At 59.9% G+C, this 17,990-nt stretch carries 13 protein-coding genes and 1 tRNA gene; 13 read left to right on the forward strand and 1 reads right to left on the reverse strand.

The annotated features are described in order from the left end of the window. The first annotated feature begins 113 nt into the window (after nt 1–113). From AXF15_RS07575 to AXF15_RS07590, 4 genes are all read left to right on the forward strand, one after another. Nucleotides 114–3,803, forward strand: coding sequence for a pyruvate carboxylase (locus AXF15_RS07575; RefSeq protein ID WP_066605539.1), 3,690 nt, complete (start codon nt 114–116; stop codon nt 3,801–3,803). Nucleotides 3,804–3,952: 149 nt separating this feature from the next. Beyond that, nucleotides 3,953–7,546, forward strand: a complete 3,594-nt coding sequence (locus AXF15_RS07580) for a PEP/pyruvate-binding domain-containing protein (protein WP_066608810.1) — start codon at nt 3,953–3,955, stop codon at nt 7,544–7,546. 78 nt (nt 7,547–7,624) lie between these two features. Next, a complete protein-coding gene (locus AXF15_RS07585) occupies nt 7,625–8,329 on the forward strand; it encodes a M48 family metallopeptidase (RefSeq protein ID WP_066605542.1) in 705 nt (234 codons plus the stop codon). Nucleotides 8,330–8,364: 35 nt separating this feature from the next. Further along, nucleotides 8,365–8,637, forward strand: a complete 273-nt coding sequence (locus tag AXF15_RS07590) for a hypothetical protein (RefSeq protein WP_236884744.1) — start codon at nt 8,365–8,367, stop codon at nt 8,635–8,637. On the opposite strand, the gene AXF15_RS07595 is transcribed toward AXF15_RS07590, so the two are convergent. Beyond that, complete coding sequence (locus AXF15_RS07595; RefSeq protein WP_066605545.1) at nt 8,634–9,311, reverse strand: IS1595 family transposase; 678 nt, start codon at nt 9,309–9,311, stop codon at nt 8,634–8,636. The two genes, AXF15_RS07590 and AXF15_RS07595, sit on opposite strands and share 4 nt — an antisense overlap. Before the next feature lie 236 nt (nt 9,312–9,547). Here AXF15_RS07595 and AXF15_RS07600 point away from each other — a divergent pair, with 236 nt between their 5' ends. The 9 genes from AXF15_RS07600 (at nt 9,548) to AXF15_RS07640 (ending at nt 17,942) form a co-directional block, all read left to right on the forward strand. Continuing rightward, on the forward strand, nt 9,548–10,729 hold the full coding sequence (locus AXF15_RS07600; protein WP_066605548.1) for a phosphoglycerate kinase: 1,182 nt from the start codon (nt 9,548–9,550) through the stop codon (nt 10,727–10,729). Continuing rightward, a complete protein-coding gene (gene tpiA / locus AXF15_RS07605; protein ID WP_066605552.1) occupies nt 10,726–11,481 on the forward strand; it encodes a triose-phosphate isomerase in 756 nt (251 codons plus the stop codon). Before AXF15_RS07600 ends, tpiA begins: the two co-directional genes overlap by 4 nt. Nucleotides 11,482–11,493: 12 nt before the next feature. Then, complete coding sequence (gene secG, locus AXF15_RS07610) at nt 11,494–11,832, forward strand: preprotein translocase subunit SecG (RefSeq protein WP_066605554.1); 339 nt, start codon at nt 11,494–11,496, stop codon at nt 11,830–11,832. 82 nt (nt 11,833–11,914) lie between these two features. Then, nucleotides 11,915–11,999, forward strand: a tRNA-Leu gene (locus AXF15_RS07615). A gap of 217 nt (nt 12,000–12,216) precedes the next feature. Next, on the forward strand, nt 12,217–13,155 hold the full coding sequence (locus tag AXF15_RS07620; RefSeq protein ID WP_236884745.1) for a bifunctional methionine sulfoxide reductase B/A protein: 939 nt from the start codon (nt 12,217–12,219) through the stop codon (nt 13,153–13,155). 14 nt (nt 13,156–13,169) lie between these two features. Beyond that, on the forward strand, nt 13,170–14,102 hold the full coding sequence (gene cysK / locus AXF15_RS07625) for a cysteine synthase A (protein WP_066605556.1): 933 nt from the start codon (nt 13,170–13,172) through the stop codon (nt 14,100–14,102). Next, complete coding sequence (gene epsC / locus AXF15_RS07630) at nt 14,099–14,989, forward strand: serine O-acetyltransferase EpsC (RefSeq protein WP_066605557.1); 891 nt, start codon at nt 14,099–14,101, stop codon at nt 14,987–14,989. The genes cysK and epsC overlap by 4 nt, the downstream gene beginning before the upstream one ends. A gap of 368 nt (nt 14,990–15,357) precedes the next feature. Further along, nucleotides 15,358–17,022, forward strand: a complete 1,665-nt coding sequence (locus AXF15_RS07635; protein WP_066605558.1) for a PAS domain-containing hybrid sensor histidine kinase/response regulator — start codon at nt 15,358–15,360, stop codon at nt 17,020–17,022. Beyond that, nucleotides 17,019–17,942, forward strand: a complete 924-nt coding sequence (locus AXF15_RS07640; RefSeq protein WP_066605559.1) for a helix-turn-helix transcriptional regulator — start codon at nt 17,019–17,021, stop codon at nt 17,940–17,942. Before AXF15_RS07635 ends, AXF15_RS07640 begins: the two co-directional genes overlap by 4 nt. Nucleotides 17,943–17,990 lie beyond the last annotated feature (48 nt).

The raw sequence follows: 17,990 nt of genomic DNA on the forward strand, positions 1-17,990 counted from the left end.
GGGACGGAAAAATTCAGAACCGACGCGTGACCAGGAGGATGCGGGATGCTGGATTTTTCCGAACGGTACGGCCGGGAGATTCGAGCGAGCCTCGTAACGTTCAGGAGAGACACATGTCGCTTGTTCCCCGCAGTTTCGAGGAAGTGGCCCGGGAAATCCGGGGCAGGAAAATTCTTGTGGCCAATCGGGGCATTCCCGCCAGGCGCATCGTCCGTTCCATCAAGGAGGTTTTTCAGGCTATCCCCCTGATCACGGCCACGGACGTGGACAAGACCGCTCCTTTCACCTCCGGCGCTCAGGAGCTGCTCCACCTCGGGGAAAACCCGCGGGCTTATCTGGATATCGACAAGATCATCTCCATGGCCAAGTCCCGGGGCGTGGCGGCCATCCATCCCGGCTGGGGCTTCGCCTCCGAGGACGACAGCTTTCCGTCCAAATGTGCCGAAGCGGGCATGCTCTTCATCGGGCCGACATCCGAGGCCATGCGCCTTCTGGGCAACAAGGTGCAGGTCCGGGCCCTGGCCCAGAAGCTGGGTATCCCCGTGGTGCCGGGCTCCGAAGGAGCGGTTTCCTTGGAAGAGGCCAGAAAGGTGGCCCGGGAAATCGGCCTGCCGGTCATGCTCAAGGCCGAAGGCGGCGGGGGCGGCCGCGGCATCTACGAGGTATTCAGCGAGAACCAGCTGGCCGACGCCTTTGTGAAGGCTTCCACCCTGGCCCAGGCTTCCTTCGGTAATCCGCGTCTCTATGTGGAACGCCTGCTGACTTCGGTCCGGCACATCGAAATCCAGGTCATCACGGACAAGTACGGCAATGTCTTCGCCTTTGACGAGCGGGACTGCACGGTGCAGCGCAACCACCAGAAACTGGTGGAGATAACGCCTTCGCCGTGGCCGGGCATGACGGAAGAGCTGCGCGAGCGCCTGAAGGACTACGCCCGGCAGCTGGTCAGCGCCGTGAACTACTATTCCCTGTGCACGGTGGAGTTTCTGGTGGATGGCCAGGGCCGGCCGTATCTGATCGAGGTCAACACCAGATTGCAGGTGGAGCACGGCATCACCGAATGCCGCTACGGGATCGACTTGGTGGAAGAGCAGATCGCCGTGGCCTTCGGAGCGAAGCTGCGTCTGTGCGAGGAAAATTGCGGCCCCCAGCGGCATGCTCTGCAGGTGCGCATCAACTGCGAGGACCCGCAGCACGGGTTCGCGCCCAACGCGGGCCGCATCACCAGGTACATGTCCCCGGGCGGTCCGGGCGTGCGCGTGGACTCCTGTGTGTGCGGCGGCTATGAATTTCCGCCCCAGTACGATTCGGCGGCTTCCCTGCTCATCGCTTACGGCACGCAGTGGGACAAGGTGCTCGGGATCATGGACCGGGCCCTTGGCGAATATATTGTCGGCGGCATCAAGACCACCATTCCCTTCCATCGCCAGATCATCCGGCATCCGCGTTTTCGCTCGGGCGACTACGACACCAAGTTCGTGGCCAACACGCCCGAGCTGCTGGTATACATGGACAAGGAGTCCGAGGCCGTGCGCCTGTCCCGGCTGGTGGCCGAGATTTCCGCCCACGGGTACAATCCCTATATCAAACTCGGGGAATACCGGACCAGGGAAGGCAAGCGCATGGACCCTTTCAGGCCGTCGCTGCCTTCCATCGAGCCGGAATATTACGACTACCCCTATCCGCGCGGCGACCGGGACGCCATCTTGGACTTTGTCCGTGATTCGGGAACCGTGCATTTCTCCGACACCACCACCCGCGACATCACGCAGTCCAACTCCGGCAACCGCTTCCGACTGGCCGAGGACCGGATCATCGGTCCCTATCTGGACAACTGCGGCTTCTTCTCTCTGGAAAACGGCGGCGGCGCGCACTTCCACGTGGCCATGCTGGCCAATATGACCTACCCCTTTTCCGAGGCGCGGGAATGGAACGAATTCGCGCCCAAGACGTTGAAGCAGCTGCTTATCCGCTCCACCAACGTGCTGGGCTACAGGCCCGTGCCGGGGAACGTCATGCGCCGCACGGGAGAAATGATCTGCGAGCATTACGACGTCATCCGCTGCTTTGATTTCCTGAATCACATCGAAAACATGCGCCCCTTCGCCGAAGTGGCTCTGAATTCCCGCAAAAACATCTGGGAGCCGGCCATCTCCCTGTCCTGGGCAGACGGATTCACGGTGGAGCACTATCTGGGCGTGGTGCAGGAGATCGTGGACATGAATGCCCGGATTCTGGGCTGTTCCGCAAAGGAAGCGGAGAAAAAATTCATCCTCGGTCTGAAGGACATGGCCGGAGTCTGCCCGCCGGTTTTCATGGCGGAGCTGGTTTCGGCCATCCGCAAGACCCATCCCGACCTGGTTCTGCATTACCACCGCCATTACACCGACGGCCTTTTCGTGCCCGCCGTGGCCGCCGCGGCCAAGGCCGGAGCGCATATCCTCGACACGGCCATCGGCGCGTCCGTGCGCTGGTACGGCCAGGGCGAGGTGCTGTCCACGGCGGCGTACATCGAGGAACTGGGCCTTAAAACCAGTCTCAACAAGGAAATGATCCGCAGCGCGGGCTTCGTTCTGAAGCAGATCATGCCCTATTACGACCGCTACACAGCTCCGTATTTCCAGGGCATCGACTACGACGCCATCGAGCACGGCATGCCCGGCGGGGCCACTTCATCCTCCCAGGAAGGAGCCCTGAAACAGGGATACATCCATCTTCTGCCCTACATGCTCAAGTTTCTGGCGGGCATCCGCAAGATCGTGCGTTACCACGACGTCACGCCGGGCTCCCAGATCACCTGGAACACGGCTTTTCTGGCCATCACCGGGGCGTACAAGCGGGGCGGCCGCAGGGGCGTGCGCAGGCTTCTGGCCGTGCTGGAACAGGTCATATCGAAGCCCGAAGAAGCGCTCAGCGCCACTGTCAGGACCGAGCGGCTCAAAATCTATCAGGACGCCAACGACGCGTTCCGCGATCTGCTGCTGGGCAGGTTTGGCCGCCTGCCCTTGGGTTTTCCGCCGGACTGGGTGTACGAGTCGGCCTTCGGCCCGGATTATGAGGACGCCATTGCCCGGCGGACGGAGGAATCGCCTCTCGCGCTGCTGCAGGACGTCGATGTGGACAAGGAGCTGGCGGATCTGGAGGAACATATCGGCCGGGCTCCCACGGAAGAGGAACTGCTCATGTATCTGAGTCAGCCAGGCGATGCCCTGAATACCATCCGCTTCGTGGGCAGATACGGGGACTGCAACCGCCTGCCGCTGCACGTCTGGTTCGAGGGGCTGAAGAGCGGCGACGAGATCATGTTCAAGGACAGCCAGGGCCGGCATCATGTGCTCTCTGTCAAGCATGTGTCCCGTCCGGACGATCATGGCATGAGCCTTGTCTCCTATACGCTCGATTCGGAGTCCTTTTCCATCCAGGTCAAGGTGGCCGAGGCCCTGGGCCGGGATGACGCCGGAACGGAAATGGCCGATCCGGGAAATCCCTATCAGGTGGGGTCGCCTTCCGGCGGCGATCTGTGGGTCATGCATGTCAAGCCCGGGGATATGGTCCGAAAGGGCGAGGAGCTCTTCAATATTTCCATCATGAAGCAGGAAAAGTCCGTCGTGTCTCCGGTGGAGGGCATGGTCGAGCGGGTGCTCAAGTTCGCGGACTATCAGGAAGACAGGAAGATGGTTCCGGTCAAGGAAGGGGAACTGCTGGTCCAGCTCATGCCCGCGCCCCGGAAATGTCCGACCTGCCAGACTCCGGTCACCCGGGAAGAATACAGGTTCTGCCCGGCCTGCGGCCAGAAAGTGTAGGAGGCGGTTTCAGTTTTCATGTTGTCAACCATTGTGGCCCGGCACTTTTTCGTGTCATAAGAGAAACGCGATGTTGATTGGGAGATCGCGTCCGATTTCCCGGAATGATCCATCTGGATTCCGATATGCGCACGACAGAGGAGGAAAAAATGTCCGAAAGCGACAAGAAGAGTTCCAGAAAGAAGTCCGAAAAAACGGCGGAAGCTCCTGCGACTCCCGAGCGGATCGAGGAAATCCAGAAGCAGCTCGTGCTGACGGGCAAGGATATCGTGACCATCGGGGAGGACGCGGAACTTCTGGTGGGCGGAAAGAACTACAACACGGCCATCATCAGTACCATAGCGGGCGTGCGTGCTCCGCAGTTCAGAGCCGTCTCCTCCATCGCCTTCCACAAGCTTCTGGATGAGACCAGAGTCAATGCCGCCCTGGTCCGCTCCACGGTGGACAAGGCTTACGACTCCACGGACTGGGCCGACCCGGAAATCAACAAGGATTCGGAGTTCCTGCAGAAATTTGTACGCAAGATCGCTCAGGACGTGAAGGACCTGGCGCGCAAGCAGGAAGGCACGCTCATTCGTCTGCGCACCTTCATCAACAACGTGGTGGAAGGCTTCGCTGTCTCTCCCGAAGGCATCGACCAGCTGCGCAAGCGCTCCGTTCTGGTGCAGGCGGCCATTTTGTCCGTGGATCTGCCCAGGGATGTGGCCGACGCCGTGCGCGGGGCATATCTGGAAATCTGCAAGGAAGCCGGCCTGGAAAATGAGCCTGTGGCGGTGCGGTCCTCGGCCGCCGGCGAGGACAGCCGCAAGAAGGCCTTTGCCGGGCTTCAGGACACCTATCTGAATATCGTGGGCGAGAACTACGTGGTGCAGGCCTACCACTGGGATTGCGCCTCGGCCTATAACCTGCGGTCCATGACCTACCGCCGTGAAGCCATTCTCGACGCCGTGGCCAAGGCCGAGCGGACCGGCGACGACGAGATCGCCGTGAGGGCAAAGCAGGAATGGGCCATCGAAAACACCTCGTTGTCCGTGTGTATCATGCGCATGATCAACCCGGTCATCTCCGGTACGGCCTTTTCCGCCGACACTTCCACAGGCTGCCGGGGCACGGTGCGTAAGGATCTGGTCTCCATCGACGCCAGCTACGGCCTGGGCGAAGCGGTGGTCAGCGGCCTGGTCACACCGGACAAATTCTACGTGTTCCAGCGCGAGGACGGCCAGGAAGTGGTCATCCGCTACATGGGTTGCAAGGACAAGCGCATTGTCTACAAGGAATCCGGGCGCGGCACCAAGGTCGAGACCGTGGAAGACGAGATGGCCTACCGCTGGTCCCTGTCGCTGGCCCAGGCCGAATCCGTGGCCAAGGGCGTGCGGCTCATCAGCAAGGGCTACGGCGGCATGATCATGGACTCGGAGTTCTGCATCGACCAGTGGGACCGCCTGTGGTTCGTGCAGGCCCGGCCCGAGACCCGCTGGAACGAAGAACTGGAAATGCATCCGCACACCATTTTCATGCGCCGCAAGGAAGTGGTGGAGAGCGCGGCCAAGGAAGCCGAGGTGCTGCTGGAAGGCAACGGTGCTTCCCGCGGCGCGGGGCAGGGGCAGGTGCGCTACCTGCGTTCGGCCCTGGAACTGAATAAAATCAGCAAGGGTCACGTGCTGGCCGCCGAACGCACGGACCCGGACATGGTGCCGGGCATGCGTATCGCCTCGGCCATCATGGCCGACGCCGGCGGAGACACCAGCCACGCGGCCATCACTTCGCGCGAACTGGGCATTCCGGCGGTCATCGGCATCAAGCGTCTGGAGAAACTGCGCACCCTGGACGGTCAGGATGTGACCGTGGACGGCTCCAGAGGCAAGGTCTACCGCGGCCTGCTGCCTCTGGTGGAGGTGGGCGGCGAGATCGACGTCAGCCAGCTGCCCGCGACCAAGACCAAGATCGGCCTTATTCTGGCCGACGTGGGGCAGTCCCTGTTTCTGTCCCGCCTGCGCGACGTGCCGGATTTCGAGGTGGGGCTTCTGCGCGCTGAGTTCATGCTGGGCAATATCGGCGTTCACCCGCTGGCTCTGGAAGCCTACGATCTGGGTGGGCTCGACGCCGTGGTCAGCGCCAAGCTGACCTCGCTGGAAGACGATCTGACCAAGATCGTATCCGAGCAGATGGCGGCAGGCACCATCAGTCTGGACATCAAACTGCGCAGCTATGTGGGCATCATCACGGGGCTGGCCCGCAAGATGGAGGAACTGACCGAGCGCGAGGGCGCCAAGGGCACCGACGAGGTTCTGGCCATCCATCGCCAGCTGCGGGAACTGGACAAGAAACTGGACGAGCATCTGGAATTCGCCACCCAGCGCTTCGAAGTGCTGAAGACCTCGCATTCCCTGAAGGACCATGTGGCCGTGGTCATGGGATACGCCGATGAACTGGAGACTCTGGGTAACGATCCCCAATCCCAGCGCCGCCTGCTGGAAATCCAGGATGCCATTGCCCGGGATGTGGCCCGCATCGAACGGGATCCGGTCATTGTCGAGACGCTGGAGAAGATTTCCGCCCTGCGCGAGGATGTGGCCAAGAAGGTCGGCCTGCAGCACGAAATGGATACGGTGCGCACCCTGCCCCAGCGCATTCAGGACATATTGAAGTCCAGAGGCTACCGCAGCGGAAAGGAACTCTACATTCAGAGTCTGGCTCAGGGCTTGGCGCTTTTTTCCATGGCTTTTCACGGCAAGACCGTGGTCTACCGCACCACGGACTACAAAACCAACGAATACCGGAACCTGCTGGGCGGACTTCTGTTCGAGGGACATGAAGACAATCCCATGCTGGGTTATCGAGGCGTGTCCCGGAACATCCACGACTGGGAGCTGGAAGCCTTCAAGCTGGCTCGCGGCGCGTTCGGCGGCGTCAATCTGCACCTGATGCTGCCTTTCGTGCGGACGCTGGAGGAAGCCCGGTCCATGAAGCGCTATCTGGAGCAGGTGCATCACATCCATTCCGGCGATAACGGGCTGAAGATCATCCTCATGTCCGAAATTCCGAGCAACGCCGTGCTGGCCAAGGAGTTTCTGCGCGAGTTCGACGGCTTCTCCATCGGCTCCAACGACATGACCCAGCTGGTGCTGGGTACGGACCGCGACAATGCGAGGTTGCGCCGCATCTATGACGAAGAGGATCCGGCCGTGGTCTGGGCCATTTTGACGACCATATTCACCGGTCAGAAGTTCGCTAAAAAGGTCGGATTCTGTGGTCAGGGTGTGTCCAATTCGCGGGTCATCCGCGGTCTGGTGTGCATCGCGGGCATCGTTTCGGCGTCCGTTGTGCCGGACACTTACCAGCAGACCAAGCTGGACATGGCCGAAGTGGAGGCCGAGAACATCTCCGTGTCGGGTCTGGGCGCCTGGCTTTCGGAACAGCATCTGGAGCGGCTGCACATGCTCATGGCTGAAAACCGCTATGAGCATATCCTGAAGAAGAGTACCTCGGGGCCTGATCTCCTGGAATGGTATGAAGGCGAGCTGGCCAGACTGCACGAACAGCTGCAGAGCAACCTGGGCAGCATGAAGGAAGAGTTCTACCGTCAGGAACTGGCCTCCTTCAGGGATATCTTCCACAAGCAGGTCATCTACGCCACCTGGGACTGGGAAACCACGGTTCTGGACGCCCTGCATCAGGGGGGCTTCGCCACGTTCGAGGAACAGGCCCAGGCTCTGGAGGCCCAGCGGGCCAAAATCTGGTAGAATGGCATTGTGCGCGGGAATGGACATGTTCCGCCCGCGCCGTGTTTCTTTTCAGGCGGCTTCGGCCGCCTTTTTGGTATGCTTTACTGGAAAGACATTCCCGTCACTGTCATCCGGAATCCGCGGGCACGCAGAGTCTGGCTGAAGATGCGCTCCTGCCGGGGGCTCGAAGTGATGCTGCCCTTTGACATGTCATTAGGAGACTTGCCGGCCATTCTGGACCGCCATGCGGGATGGATCGATAAGCGGCGGACAGTTCTGGAATCCCGGGGCGAAGGCCCGGGGCAGCCGTTTTTACCGGACTCAGTGCGGCTGGTCTTTGTGGGGCGCGACTATGCCGTGAACTACGCTCATGGCCCCATAGCCGGGTTGGTGGCGCGGAAAGGGGAGCTGGTCGTGACCTGCCCGCCGGGCCGGGAGATTCTGGCCGCGAGGCTGTTGCAACATTTTCTGGTGCGGGAGGGCAAACACCATCTCGTTCCGGCCTGCCGTGAACTGGCGGATGCCTGTGGCGTCGCCGTGAGTGCCGTTTCCGTGCGCAACCAGAAAACCCTGTGGGGGAGCTGTTCGGTCAGGGGCGGGATCAGTCTGAACGCCCGGCTTCTGTTGCTGCCGCAGGAACTGGCGTGCCATGTCATGCTGCACGAGTTCTGCCATGTGTTTCACCGCAATCATGGGAGCGGCTTTCAGGAGCGGCTGCGCGCCCTTGACCCCATGACTTCTGTGCATGAAAAAGCCTTACGCCGCGCCTGGGAAGAGCTTCCGGGGTGGACAAAACAATAGGCGGGCTGCTGCCCGCAAGGGGGTGTATGCGTTATATGGTGACATTTTTGGCCGTGGTCATGCTGTGCGGATGTACACAGGAAGCCCAGAATCAGCTGGGCCGGAAAATCCAGAACTGGACCGGAACTGACGGCGTGATGGAAATCTATACCGGGGAGCAGCTGGTGCGGCGTTTTATCAAGGTGGACAAATTATCCACAGCCTACGGCACTTCCGACAGCCTGGCCAGGGGATACCGTTTCGGGTATGGCGTGCTGGACGCCAACCTGAACGGGCAGGTCGATAAGGGAGAAAAGAAAAGGCTCTAGACCATCAGGTCTTTGTTTTTTGCTACCAAAAGTTTGAGGCTGGCGAGAAGTTGTGGCAGCGCTCGATTGTAGCGCCATTCACACTCCTTGAGGTGGAGTTCGAAATTCTGCTTCACACCGTTAAACTTTGCTAGGCGGCGTTTTGTAAAGCTCCAGAATGCTTCGATACCGTTGATGTGGACCGATTTTTCCGCAAAGTGTCTGGATTTGTTGATACGGAAATGTTTGTCGTACCCCACATCCACCAGTCCGTCATAGCCTTTCCAGCAGTCGGAATGGATAATACTCTCAGGCGAAACCTTGCCCCTGATGATGGCTTGAAGCGTTTTGGCCGAGCAGTCCGTGACCAGCTCTGTGTAAACGGCTCCATCACGCTCATAGATGCCAAAGACCGGTTGTTTAAGCGTGCCCCGTCCCCTTTTTCGGGGGCCTGGCCGCCCACGAACCCGGGCGGGGCCAAAAAAACTTTCATCAACCTCAACTACACCGAGTATTTGCTCTTTTTTGGATACCTGGTGGAGATAAATCAACCACCTGAAGGCCAGAAAGTACCTGTTCACGGTCTTTCTGTTCAACTTCAGGAGCAGAGCGGTTCTGGTAGCGTCAATGTCGATGCAAAAGCATTCAATGATTTTTCCGACTTTGTATCGACTTAACCTGCTGTTTTCAAACATTTTTTAGCCTGTCAGACACTGGCCTGATGGTCTAGAGCCAAGAAAATTTACTTCGAGGTTTCGGAATTCTCCACCTATGTGTTTTACGAGCAGCCCTGACCTGTAAGGAAGCTGCTCCGCGTCTGCCTTCTCCTGGATCGAACGCCGGGCCGGGCATTGTCATTTCTTTTTGGTGCCGGTATGTTTTGACGCGTTTTCACCATGCCAACCCATCACGCGCGACGCGAGGAGGCCATATGAAATTTCTCGATGAACTGGCTCTGGACGGGAAAAGAGTGCTGATCCGGGTCGACTACAATGTGCCTCTGAAAGGAGAAACCATCGTGGACGACAACCGTATCAGGCAGAGCCTGCCCACTTTGCGGCTGGCGTTGGATCGGGGCGCGTCTTTGGTGGTGTGCTCGCATCTGGGCCGTCCCAAGGGTTCGCCCATGCCCGAATTTTCTCTGAAGCCCGTGGCGCGTCGTCTGTCGGAACTTTTGGGCCGGGACGTGCTCATGGCTCCGGACTGCATCGGGCCGGAGGTGCGGTCCATGGCCGGGTCCCTGAAACCGGGGCAGGTGCTGCTGCTGGAAAATCTGCGCTTCCATCCCGGCGAAACCAAGAACGACCCGGAATTCAGCAAAGAATTGGCCGTTCTGGGGCAGGTCTATGTCAATGACGCATTTGGCGCGTCTCACCGGGCGCACGCTTCGGTGGTGGGCGTGACGGAGTTCATGGACGAGTGCTGCGGCGGTCTGCTGCTGAAGAAGGAATGGCAGTATCTGGGTGAGGCCCTGAAAGCGCCTGAACGTCCTTTTGTGGCCATCATCGGCGGCGCCAAGGTTTCCTCGAAGCTGGGCATTTTGAAAGCCCTGATGGAGAAGGTCGATTCCATGATCGTTGGCGGGGCCATGGCCAACACTTTCCGCAAGGCCCAGGGGCTGGAAGTGGGAACCTCTCTGGTGGAAGACGACCTGCTCGAGGAAGCCATGGGCATCATGGTCGCGGCGCGGGAAAAGGGCGTCAGGTTCTATCTGCCCGTGGATTTCATTCTGGGTACATCGCCCACCGGTCCTGTGGGCGCGGGTGTGCGCACTTATCAGGACATTCCGGCCGACGGCATGATTCTGGACACGGGGCCAGCCTCGCACACGCTTTTCTCCGAGGTCATCAAGGACGCCAAAACCGTGATCTGGAACGGCCCCATGGGTGCGTTCGAGAATCCGGCCTTTGCCCAGGGCTCCATCAACCTGTGCCGGGCGGTGGCGGCTGTGCCGGGCATGACCATTCTCGGCGGCGGCGACACCAACGTCATTGTGGAGCAGACCGGCCTCACGGACAAGTTTTCCTTCATTTCAACGGGCGGCGGTTCTTTTCTTGAGTTTCTGGAAGGCAAGGAACTTCCGGCGTTCACCGCTCTGGAGAAGAAGTCATGAAAAAACTCATGGCCGCCAACTGGAAGATGTACAAGACGGTGGAGGAGGGTGCGGCCACGGCTGCGGAGTTGGGCAAGCTGCTCGGCGGTCTGCCCGCCGACCGGGAAGTGCTGGTCTGCCCGCCTTTCACCATGCTCGGCGAGGTGGGTCGGGCTCTTGAGACCGCGCCGGGCTGCTTTCTGGGCGCGCAGAATTTCTATCCGGCAAGACAGGGTGCCTTTACCGGAGAAATCGCCCCGGAGCAGCTGCTGGCTCTGGGATGCACCTACGCTCTGGCCGGACATTCCGAACGGCGGCACGTTCTCGGGGAAACCGACGAGTTTGTCGGCCGCAAGATGGCCGCCGGACTGTCTGCGGGACTGACTATGATCCTGTGTGTCGGAGAAACCATCGAGGAGCGCCGGGAGGGCCGGGTGAGCGAGGTGCTGTCCCGCCAGCTGCGCACGGGACTGGAGACGGCGCGGTGCGCGGCCTCGGCCGATCGCCTGTGCGTGGCCTATGAGCCGGTATGGGCTATCGGTACCGGCGAGGTGGCCGGGCCAGGAGAAATTGTCGAAGCCCATGCCGTTGTCCGCGAAACCCTCATGTCTCTGCTGCCGGAAACAGGAACTGAAGTCCGCATTCTTTACGGCGGGTCCGTCAAACCCGAGAACGCTGCCGGCATTCTCCGCCTTGACAACGTGAATGGTGTGCTGGTAGGGGGCGCGAGCTTGAAAGCTGACAGTTTCAGCCGGATCGTTCTGGCTCAATGAGGAGGTAGTGTCTTGGATTCCCTGATCATAACCATTCACATCATTGCCTGCGTCACCCTTGTGGTGCTGGTGCTGTTGCAGTCCGGCAAAGAAGGAATGGGCGTCATTTTCGGCGGCGGCGGCGGGAGTCTGTTCGGCTCCACAGGGGCGGGAGGCCTGCTCAGCAAGCTGACCGCTGGTGCGGCCACCATATTTTTCATTACTTCCATGGTGTTCACCTACAGGAGCACTCAGCAGCACACCATCCCCAGAGAGTCCATCGTGCTTGACATGCCTGCCCCTGCGGCTCCGGAAATCCCGGTTGTTCCCACGGAGCCGGCGGTTCCCCAGCCCGAACAGCCGCAGCAATAAAAAACTGGACAAAGACCGGAGGCCCGCCTAAGAACGGACCGCATTCCGGATGGCGGGAAAGTATCTGGAAAATTGATACCTTGTCGAAGTGGTGGAACTGGTAGACACGCTATCTTGAGGGGGTAGTGGGGTATCCCGTGGGGGTTCGAGTCCCCCCTTCGACACCAGCTGATCCAGGCGTTGCGGCTTCTCAGGCGCAACGCCTTTTTTATTTGCCTTCACGCATTCCCTTCTTAATTATAATCCCATCGGGGAAAAGACAGCCCCGGTTCTCATCCCTGAAACAGACTTGCGAGTTGTACAGACCGGATGCGGAAGGATATTTTGTCCCAGCCGGAAAGCGGGTGCGGGACAAAGCCGCATCGAATTTTTCAAGGAGGCTTTATGTTTCGTTATTCCATATTCATTTCCATGATTTTCATTTTCTGCGCCATTTTGATTTCTTGCGGTGGCGCGGCCCAGAAAGAATCCAAAGGGGGAGCCATGCGCACTCTGACCGAACAGGAGGCCCGCGTCATCATACATAAAGGCACCGAGGCCCCGTTCACCGGTGAGTATCTGCATAACAAGCGGCAGGGGACATATGTCTGCCGTCAGTGCGGAGCGCCGCTTTATCGTTCTTCGGACAAGTTCGACTCCGGATGCGGATGGCCGAGTTTTGACGACGCCCTGCCCGGAGCCGTACACCGCTCTCCGGATCCTGATGGGCACCGGGTAGAGATCACATGCGAGAACTGCGGCGGACATCTGGGACATGTCTTCAAAGGTGAACAGTTTACGGCCAAAAACACGCGCCACTGCGTCAATTCCATCTCCATGATTTTCGTCCCGGAAGAGAAAGCCTATTTCGCCGGAGGCTGCTTCTGGGGCGTGGAAGATGCTTTCAGCCATGTGGAGGGAGTGCTGGATGTCGCTTCCGGCTACATGGGCGGGCACACGGAGAACCCCACTTACGAGCAGGTTTCCAGAGGCAACACGGGACATGCCGAGACCGTGTGCGTGACTTACAACCCGGAAGTGGTCGATTTTAAGACGCTGGCCCGGCTTTTTTTTGAAATCCACGATCCCACGCAAAAAGACCGTCAGGGACCCGATGTGGGTACGCAGTACCGCAGTGCCGTGTTCTATGGCAGCGAAGAACAGAAGACCGTGACCGAAACTCTGGTGGAGGAACTGCGGGGTAAGGGCTGGGATGTGGTCACCCAGATTGCTCCGGCCGGAACATTCACCATGGCCGAGGACTATCATCAGGATTTCACCCGGCGTACGGGCCGGGGCGCATGCCACATTCGCGTCCCCCGTTTCGATCAGGGACCGCGCTGAAAAAAGAGGTGCATATGCCTGTCGCTGATTCCATGCTGGAACTTGTGGGCAATACGCCCCTGGTTCGTCTGAGCCGTCTGGGGCGGGACTGCCCGGCGGAAGTGGTGGTCAAGCTTGAATCCGCCAATCCGCTGTCCTCCATTAAGGACCGTATCGCCCTGAACATGATCCGCGAGGCCGAAAGCTCCGGGCGACTGAAACCGGGCATGACCGTGGTGGAGCCCACCAGCGGCAATACGGGAATAGGTCTGGCCTTTGTCTGCGCCGTACGCGGCTACCGGCTCGTCCTGACCATGCCGGAATCCATGAGTGTGGAGAGGCGTACCCTGCTCTCGGCTCTGGGCGCGGAATTGGTGCTCACTCCGGCTGCCGCCGGAATGGCCGGAGCCGTGGCCGAGGCGGAGAAAATTCTGGCCGCCACGTCTTCGGCTTTCATGCCGGACCAGTTTGCCAATCCGGACAATCCGGCCATGCATGAGAAAACCACGGCTCAGGAGTTGTGGAGGGACGCGGAAGGACGCCTGGATGCCTTTGTGGCGGGCGTGGGCACGGGCGGCACCCTGACCGGAGTGGCTCGGGCTCTGAAAAAATATAATCCCGATCTGTTGGCTGTGGCCGTGGAGCCCGCCGCCTCACCTCTTTTGAGTGGTGGGGCGGCGGGGCCGCACAAGATTCAGGGTATCGGAGCCAATTTTGTCCCCAAAACTCTGGACCGTTCCTTGGTGGACCGGATCATCCCCGTGGATGCCGAAGAGGCCATGCGTACGGCCCGTCTTCTGGCCAGGGAGGAAGGCATTTTGTGTGGTATCTCGTCCGGAGCCAACGTATGGGCGGCCCTCAGTCTGGCCAAGGAGTCGGAAATGTGTGGCAGGCGCATTGCGACGGTTATTTGCGATACGGGCGAGCGCTACCTGTCCACTGAACTTTTTAACCCTGAACGGATATGAAAAATTCCCAGAGCGACAGCATCCTGAATGACGTAGTGGAGCACCTGTGCCGTCCCGAATCCTACGCGGGAGTGTATCACCTGCCGTCTCTGGGCTCTCCCATGCCTTCGGCCGAAGCCCTGTCGGAAATGGTGGAAAGGCTGCGATCCGTGTTGTTTCCCGGTTTTTTTCAGGAATCCTACGTCACCCCTCAGAACATGGCCTATTTTACAGGCTCCAAACTGGAGCAGGTGCGGCGGGAGCTGATCCGGCAGGTGGAACGCGGCTTCTGCTTCTTCTGCACCAAGGACGAGGAAACCTGTTCCCGGGAGTGTACGGAGCGGGCCGAGCGCATTGCCGGGGAATTCCTGAAAACCCTGCCGTACATTCGGCACATGCTGGCCACGGACGTACAGGCGGCCTTCGCCGGGGACCCGGCGGCCAAGAACCCCGGAGAAACCATCTTCTGTTATCCATCCATCCGGGCGGTGACCAACTACCGTATCGCCCACGAACTGCACCTGCTCGGGGTGCAGCTTATTCCACGCATCATCACCGAGCTGGCCCATTCGGCCACGGGCATCGATATTCATCCCGGCGCAACCATCGGTGAATCGTTTTTCATCGACCATGGTACGGGTACGGTCATTGGCGAAACGTGCATCATCGGTCGGAACGTGCGCCTGTACCAGGGTGTGACCCTGGGAGCCAAAAGCTTCCCGACAGAGGAAAACGGCTATCTGGTTAAAGGCATCGCCCGGCACCCCATTGTAGAGGATGATGTGATCATCTACTCCGGGGCCACGATTTTGGGCCGGATCACTATTGGCGCAGGGGCCGTCATTGGCGGCAACATGTGGGTGGTGGAGGATGTATCTCCGGGAAAGAAATTATATCGCGGCAATTGACAATACTGCCCAGTCCGTTGGTTAAAGTCGTATTTTTGAAAATCTTCCATTAGACTGTAATTTTTACATTAAACTCTCACCGCGTATTCCCGGACAATATGGGTGATATGGTGTTGAATATGTCTTTTTTACATCGACACTGAAGCAATCTGTGCCCGGATTGATACGATGGATGCCTTTCTGGCAAACTGACTTCTAGTTTGAGGCGGTATTGCCTCCGTAGCTCCTGCTCTCTGGTGAATTGGGGCCGGTGTTGACAGCATGGGCCGCTTGTTCAAGGATTCGGACATTGCCGGAGTCCATGGATCGATCAATATGCGCGGGACGCTTTTTCGTTCCGGTTCCTCCAATGGGAGTACGGAATTCCGATGTACGAATACGGAGACATTTTTCTCAGCGGCTATGCAGTGCTGTGGACGCTGTTTCTCATCCTCATGCTGGCGGTGAACATCCATCTGCGGCAGAACGCGGAAGAACGCCTGACTCTGGCCATCGCCGGCATTAACGAGGGCGTTTGGGACTGGAACAGAGTCACTGACAAGGTTTTTTATTCCCCCCGGTGGAAGGAAATCATCGGATATCGGGACGAGGAACTGCCCAACAAGCTGGAAGAATGGAAAAAACGCATCCACCCCGACGATCTGGAGCGTGTCCTTGGAGTCAACGATCTCATGTATACCGACCTGGAGGCTGTCCACTTCGAGGCCGAATACCGGCTTCTCCACAAGGATGGCTCCTATCGCTGGATTCTCGGCCGGGGCACCTGCCTGCGGGACAAGGACGGGAAACCTTACCGCATGGTTGGAGCCCACGCGGACATCACCGAACGAAAGCTCATGGAAGAAGAGCTGATCATGGCCCGCGACGAGGCCCTTGGCGCGAGCATGGCCAAAAGCGAGTTTCTGGCCAACATGAGCCATGAAATCCGCACACCTCTCAACGGCATGCTGGGCATGCTGCAACTTCTGGAAGCTTCGAGGCTGACGGAGGAACAGAATTCCTATGTGCGTATGGCGGCGGATTCGGGCCGCAGGCTGACCGGTCTGTTGACGGACATCCTGGAACTGTCCCGGCTCGAGGCGGGCAAGCTGGACAAGGAAGAACGGGTTTTCGGCCTTGTGGAAGTCCGCGAAGCCACGCTGGGACTTTTTTCCAGAGATGTCCGGAACAAGGGGCTGGAGCTGGAATTCATGCTCGATCCGGCATTGCCAGGGAGCCTGCTGGGGAACGAATCCCGGCTGCGGCAGATCCTGTTCAATCTGGTGGGTAATGCCGTCAAGTTCACGACCGAGGGCGGCGTGCGGGTCAGTGCCCACCTGCTGACCAGCGGTGGGCAGACCCTGCGGGTGCTTTTCAGTGTGGAGGATGACGGCCCGGGAATTCCCGACGAACTGCTCGGCCGGATTTTCGAGCCCTTCGTGCAGGGGGAAACATCCTATGTCCGCAATCATCAGGGGGCCGGACTTGGTTTGCCCATCGTCAAGCGGCTGGTGCGGATGATGGGCGGCACTCTGGCCGTCGACAATGGCGGCCGGGGGCTGAGCGTGTGTTTCGCGCTGCCTTTCCGGCGGGTGGAGGCCGTATGTCCGGAGCGGGAGGAGGGTACATGTCCTTGTCTGACCGGGCTGCGGATTCTGCTGGCCGAGGACGATCCGGTGAGCATGCTGGCCGTAAGCCGTATGCTGGAGAGGGCCGGGCACTGCATCCATACAGCGGTGGACGGGCTCCGGGCTCTGGAGCGCGCCCGGGCGGAAGATTTCGATGTAGTGCTCATGGACGTGCAGATGCCGGTTATGGACGGCATGGAGGCCACCCGGCGTCTGCGGGCGGACGAGGCACTGGCGGGCCGGATCAGGGTCCCCGTCATCGCCATGACGGCTTATGCCATGGAAGGCGACCGGGAGCGGATTCTGGCCGCGGGAATGACCGATTATGTGCCCAAACCGGTGAACTGGAAAGTGCTTAACGCGGCCATCGCGCGGTGTATGCACGGCTCCGGCAAGGGGCGCGAAAACGGCAGCACGGGCGCATGAACGGCCGTGATCCGTCCGGGGACGCGGCGCTGCGGCAGGAGCTGGAGCATCTGCGCGCCCGGCTTCAGGTGCTGGTGGACGGTTCACCCCTGGGCATTTTCTTCGATGACGCGGAGGACCGCTGCGTCTACGTGAACCGGACCTTTTGCGGCATGATGGAACTGACCTTTGAAGAAGCTCTGGGAGACGGCTGGACCCGGACCGTGCACCCGGATGATCTGCCCTGGCTCATGCGCGAGCGTGCTTTGGCCGTGCGGGGCCGGGCCGAAGTGTTCCGGGCCGAATACCGCTATGCCTGTTCCGGCGGACGGACCGGCTGGGTTGAGGAGCAGACCCGCCCTGTTCTCGGCCCGGCCGGAAAACTTCTTGGATACGCGGGCACTCTGACGGAAATTACCTGGCGCAAGGAAGCGCAGCGGGAACAGGAACGGCGTACGGAAGAGCTGGAGGACCGTGTGCGGGAGCGCACGGCGGAACTGCGGGAGCAGACGGAGCGTCTGTCTGAAATGAATGCAGCCCTGAAGGTGCTGCTGCGCCAGCGAGAGGAGGACCGGGCGGAGCTGGAGCGGGTCGTGCTGGCCAATGTGCGAAGCAGAATCAAGCCCGCCCTGGATCTGCTGGCCGGATTGGGCGGAGAACCGCGCATTCTCGACCTGCTGGAAGACGTACGCAGGGGCCTCAGGGAATTGACCGAGCCCTTCTGCCGCCGTCTTTCTTCCGCCAGTGGGAATCTGACGCCCTCAGAAATCCGGGTGGCGGACCTGATCCGGCAGGGCCTGACCTCCAAGGAAATCGCCCGCCGTCTGGGCGTAGGCGTTTCCACTGTGGATTCCCACCGCAACCACATCAGGGCCAAGCTGGGTCTGCATGGCAGGCGGCCCGGCCTGCGAGCGTATCTTCTGTCCCTGCAAGAGGATTGATACCTTAATCATACCAAATAGCTTGGTTCGGGATTTGTCCGGAGTGCG

The sequence above is a fragment of the Desulfomicrobium orale DSM 12838 genome, assembly GCF_001553625.1.
Taxonomy (GTDB): Bacteria; Desulfobacterota; Desulfovibrionia; order Desulfovibrionales; family Desulfomicrobiaceae; genus Desulfomicrobium; species Desulfomicrobium orale.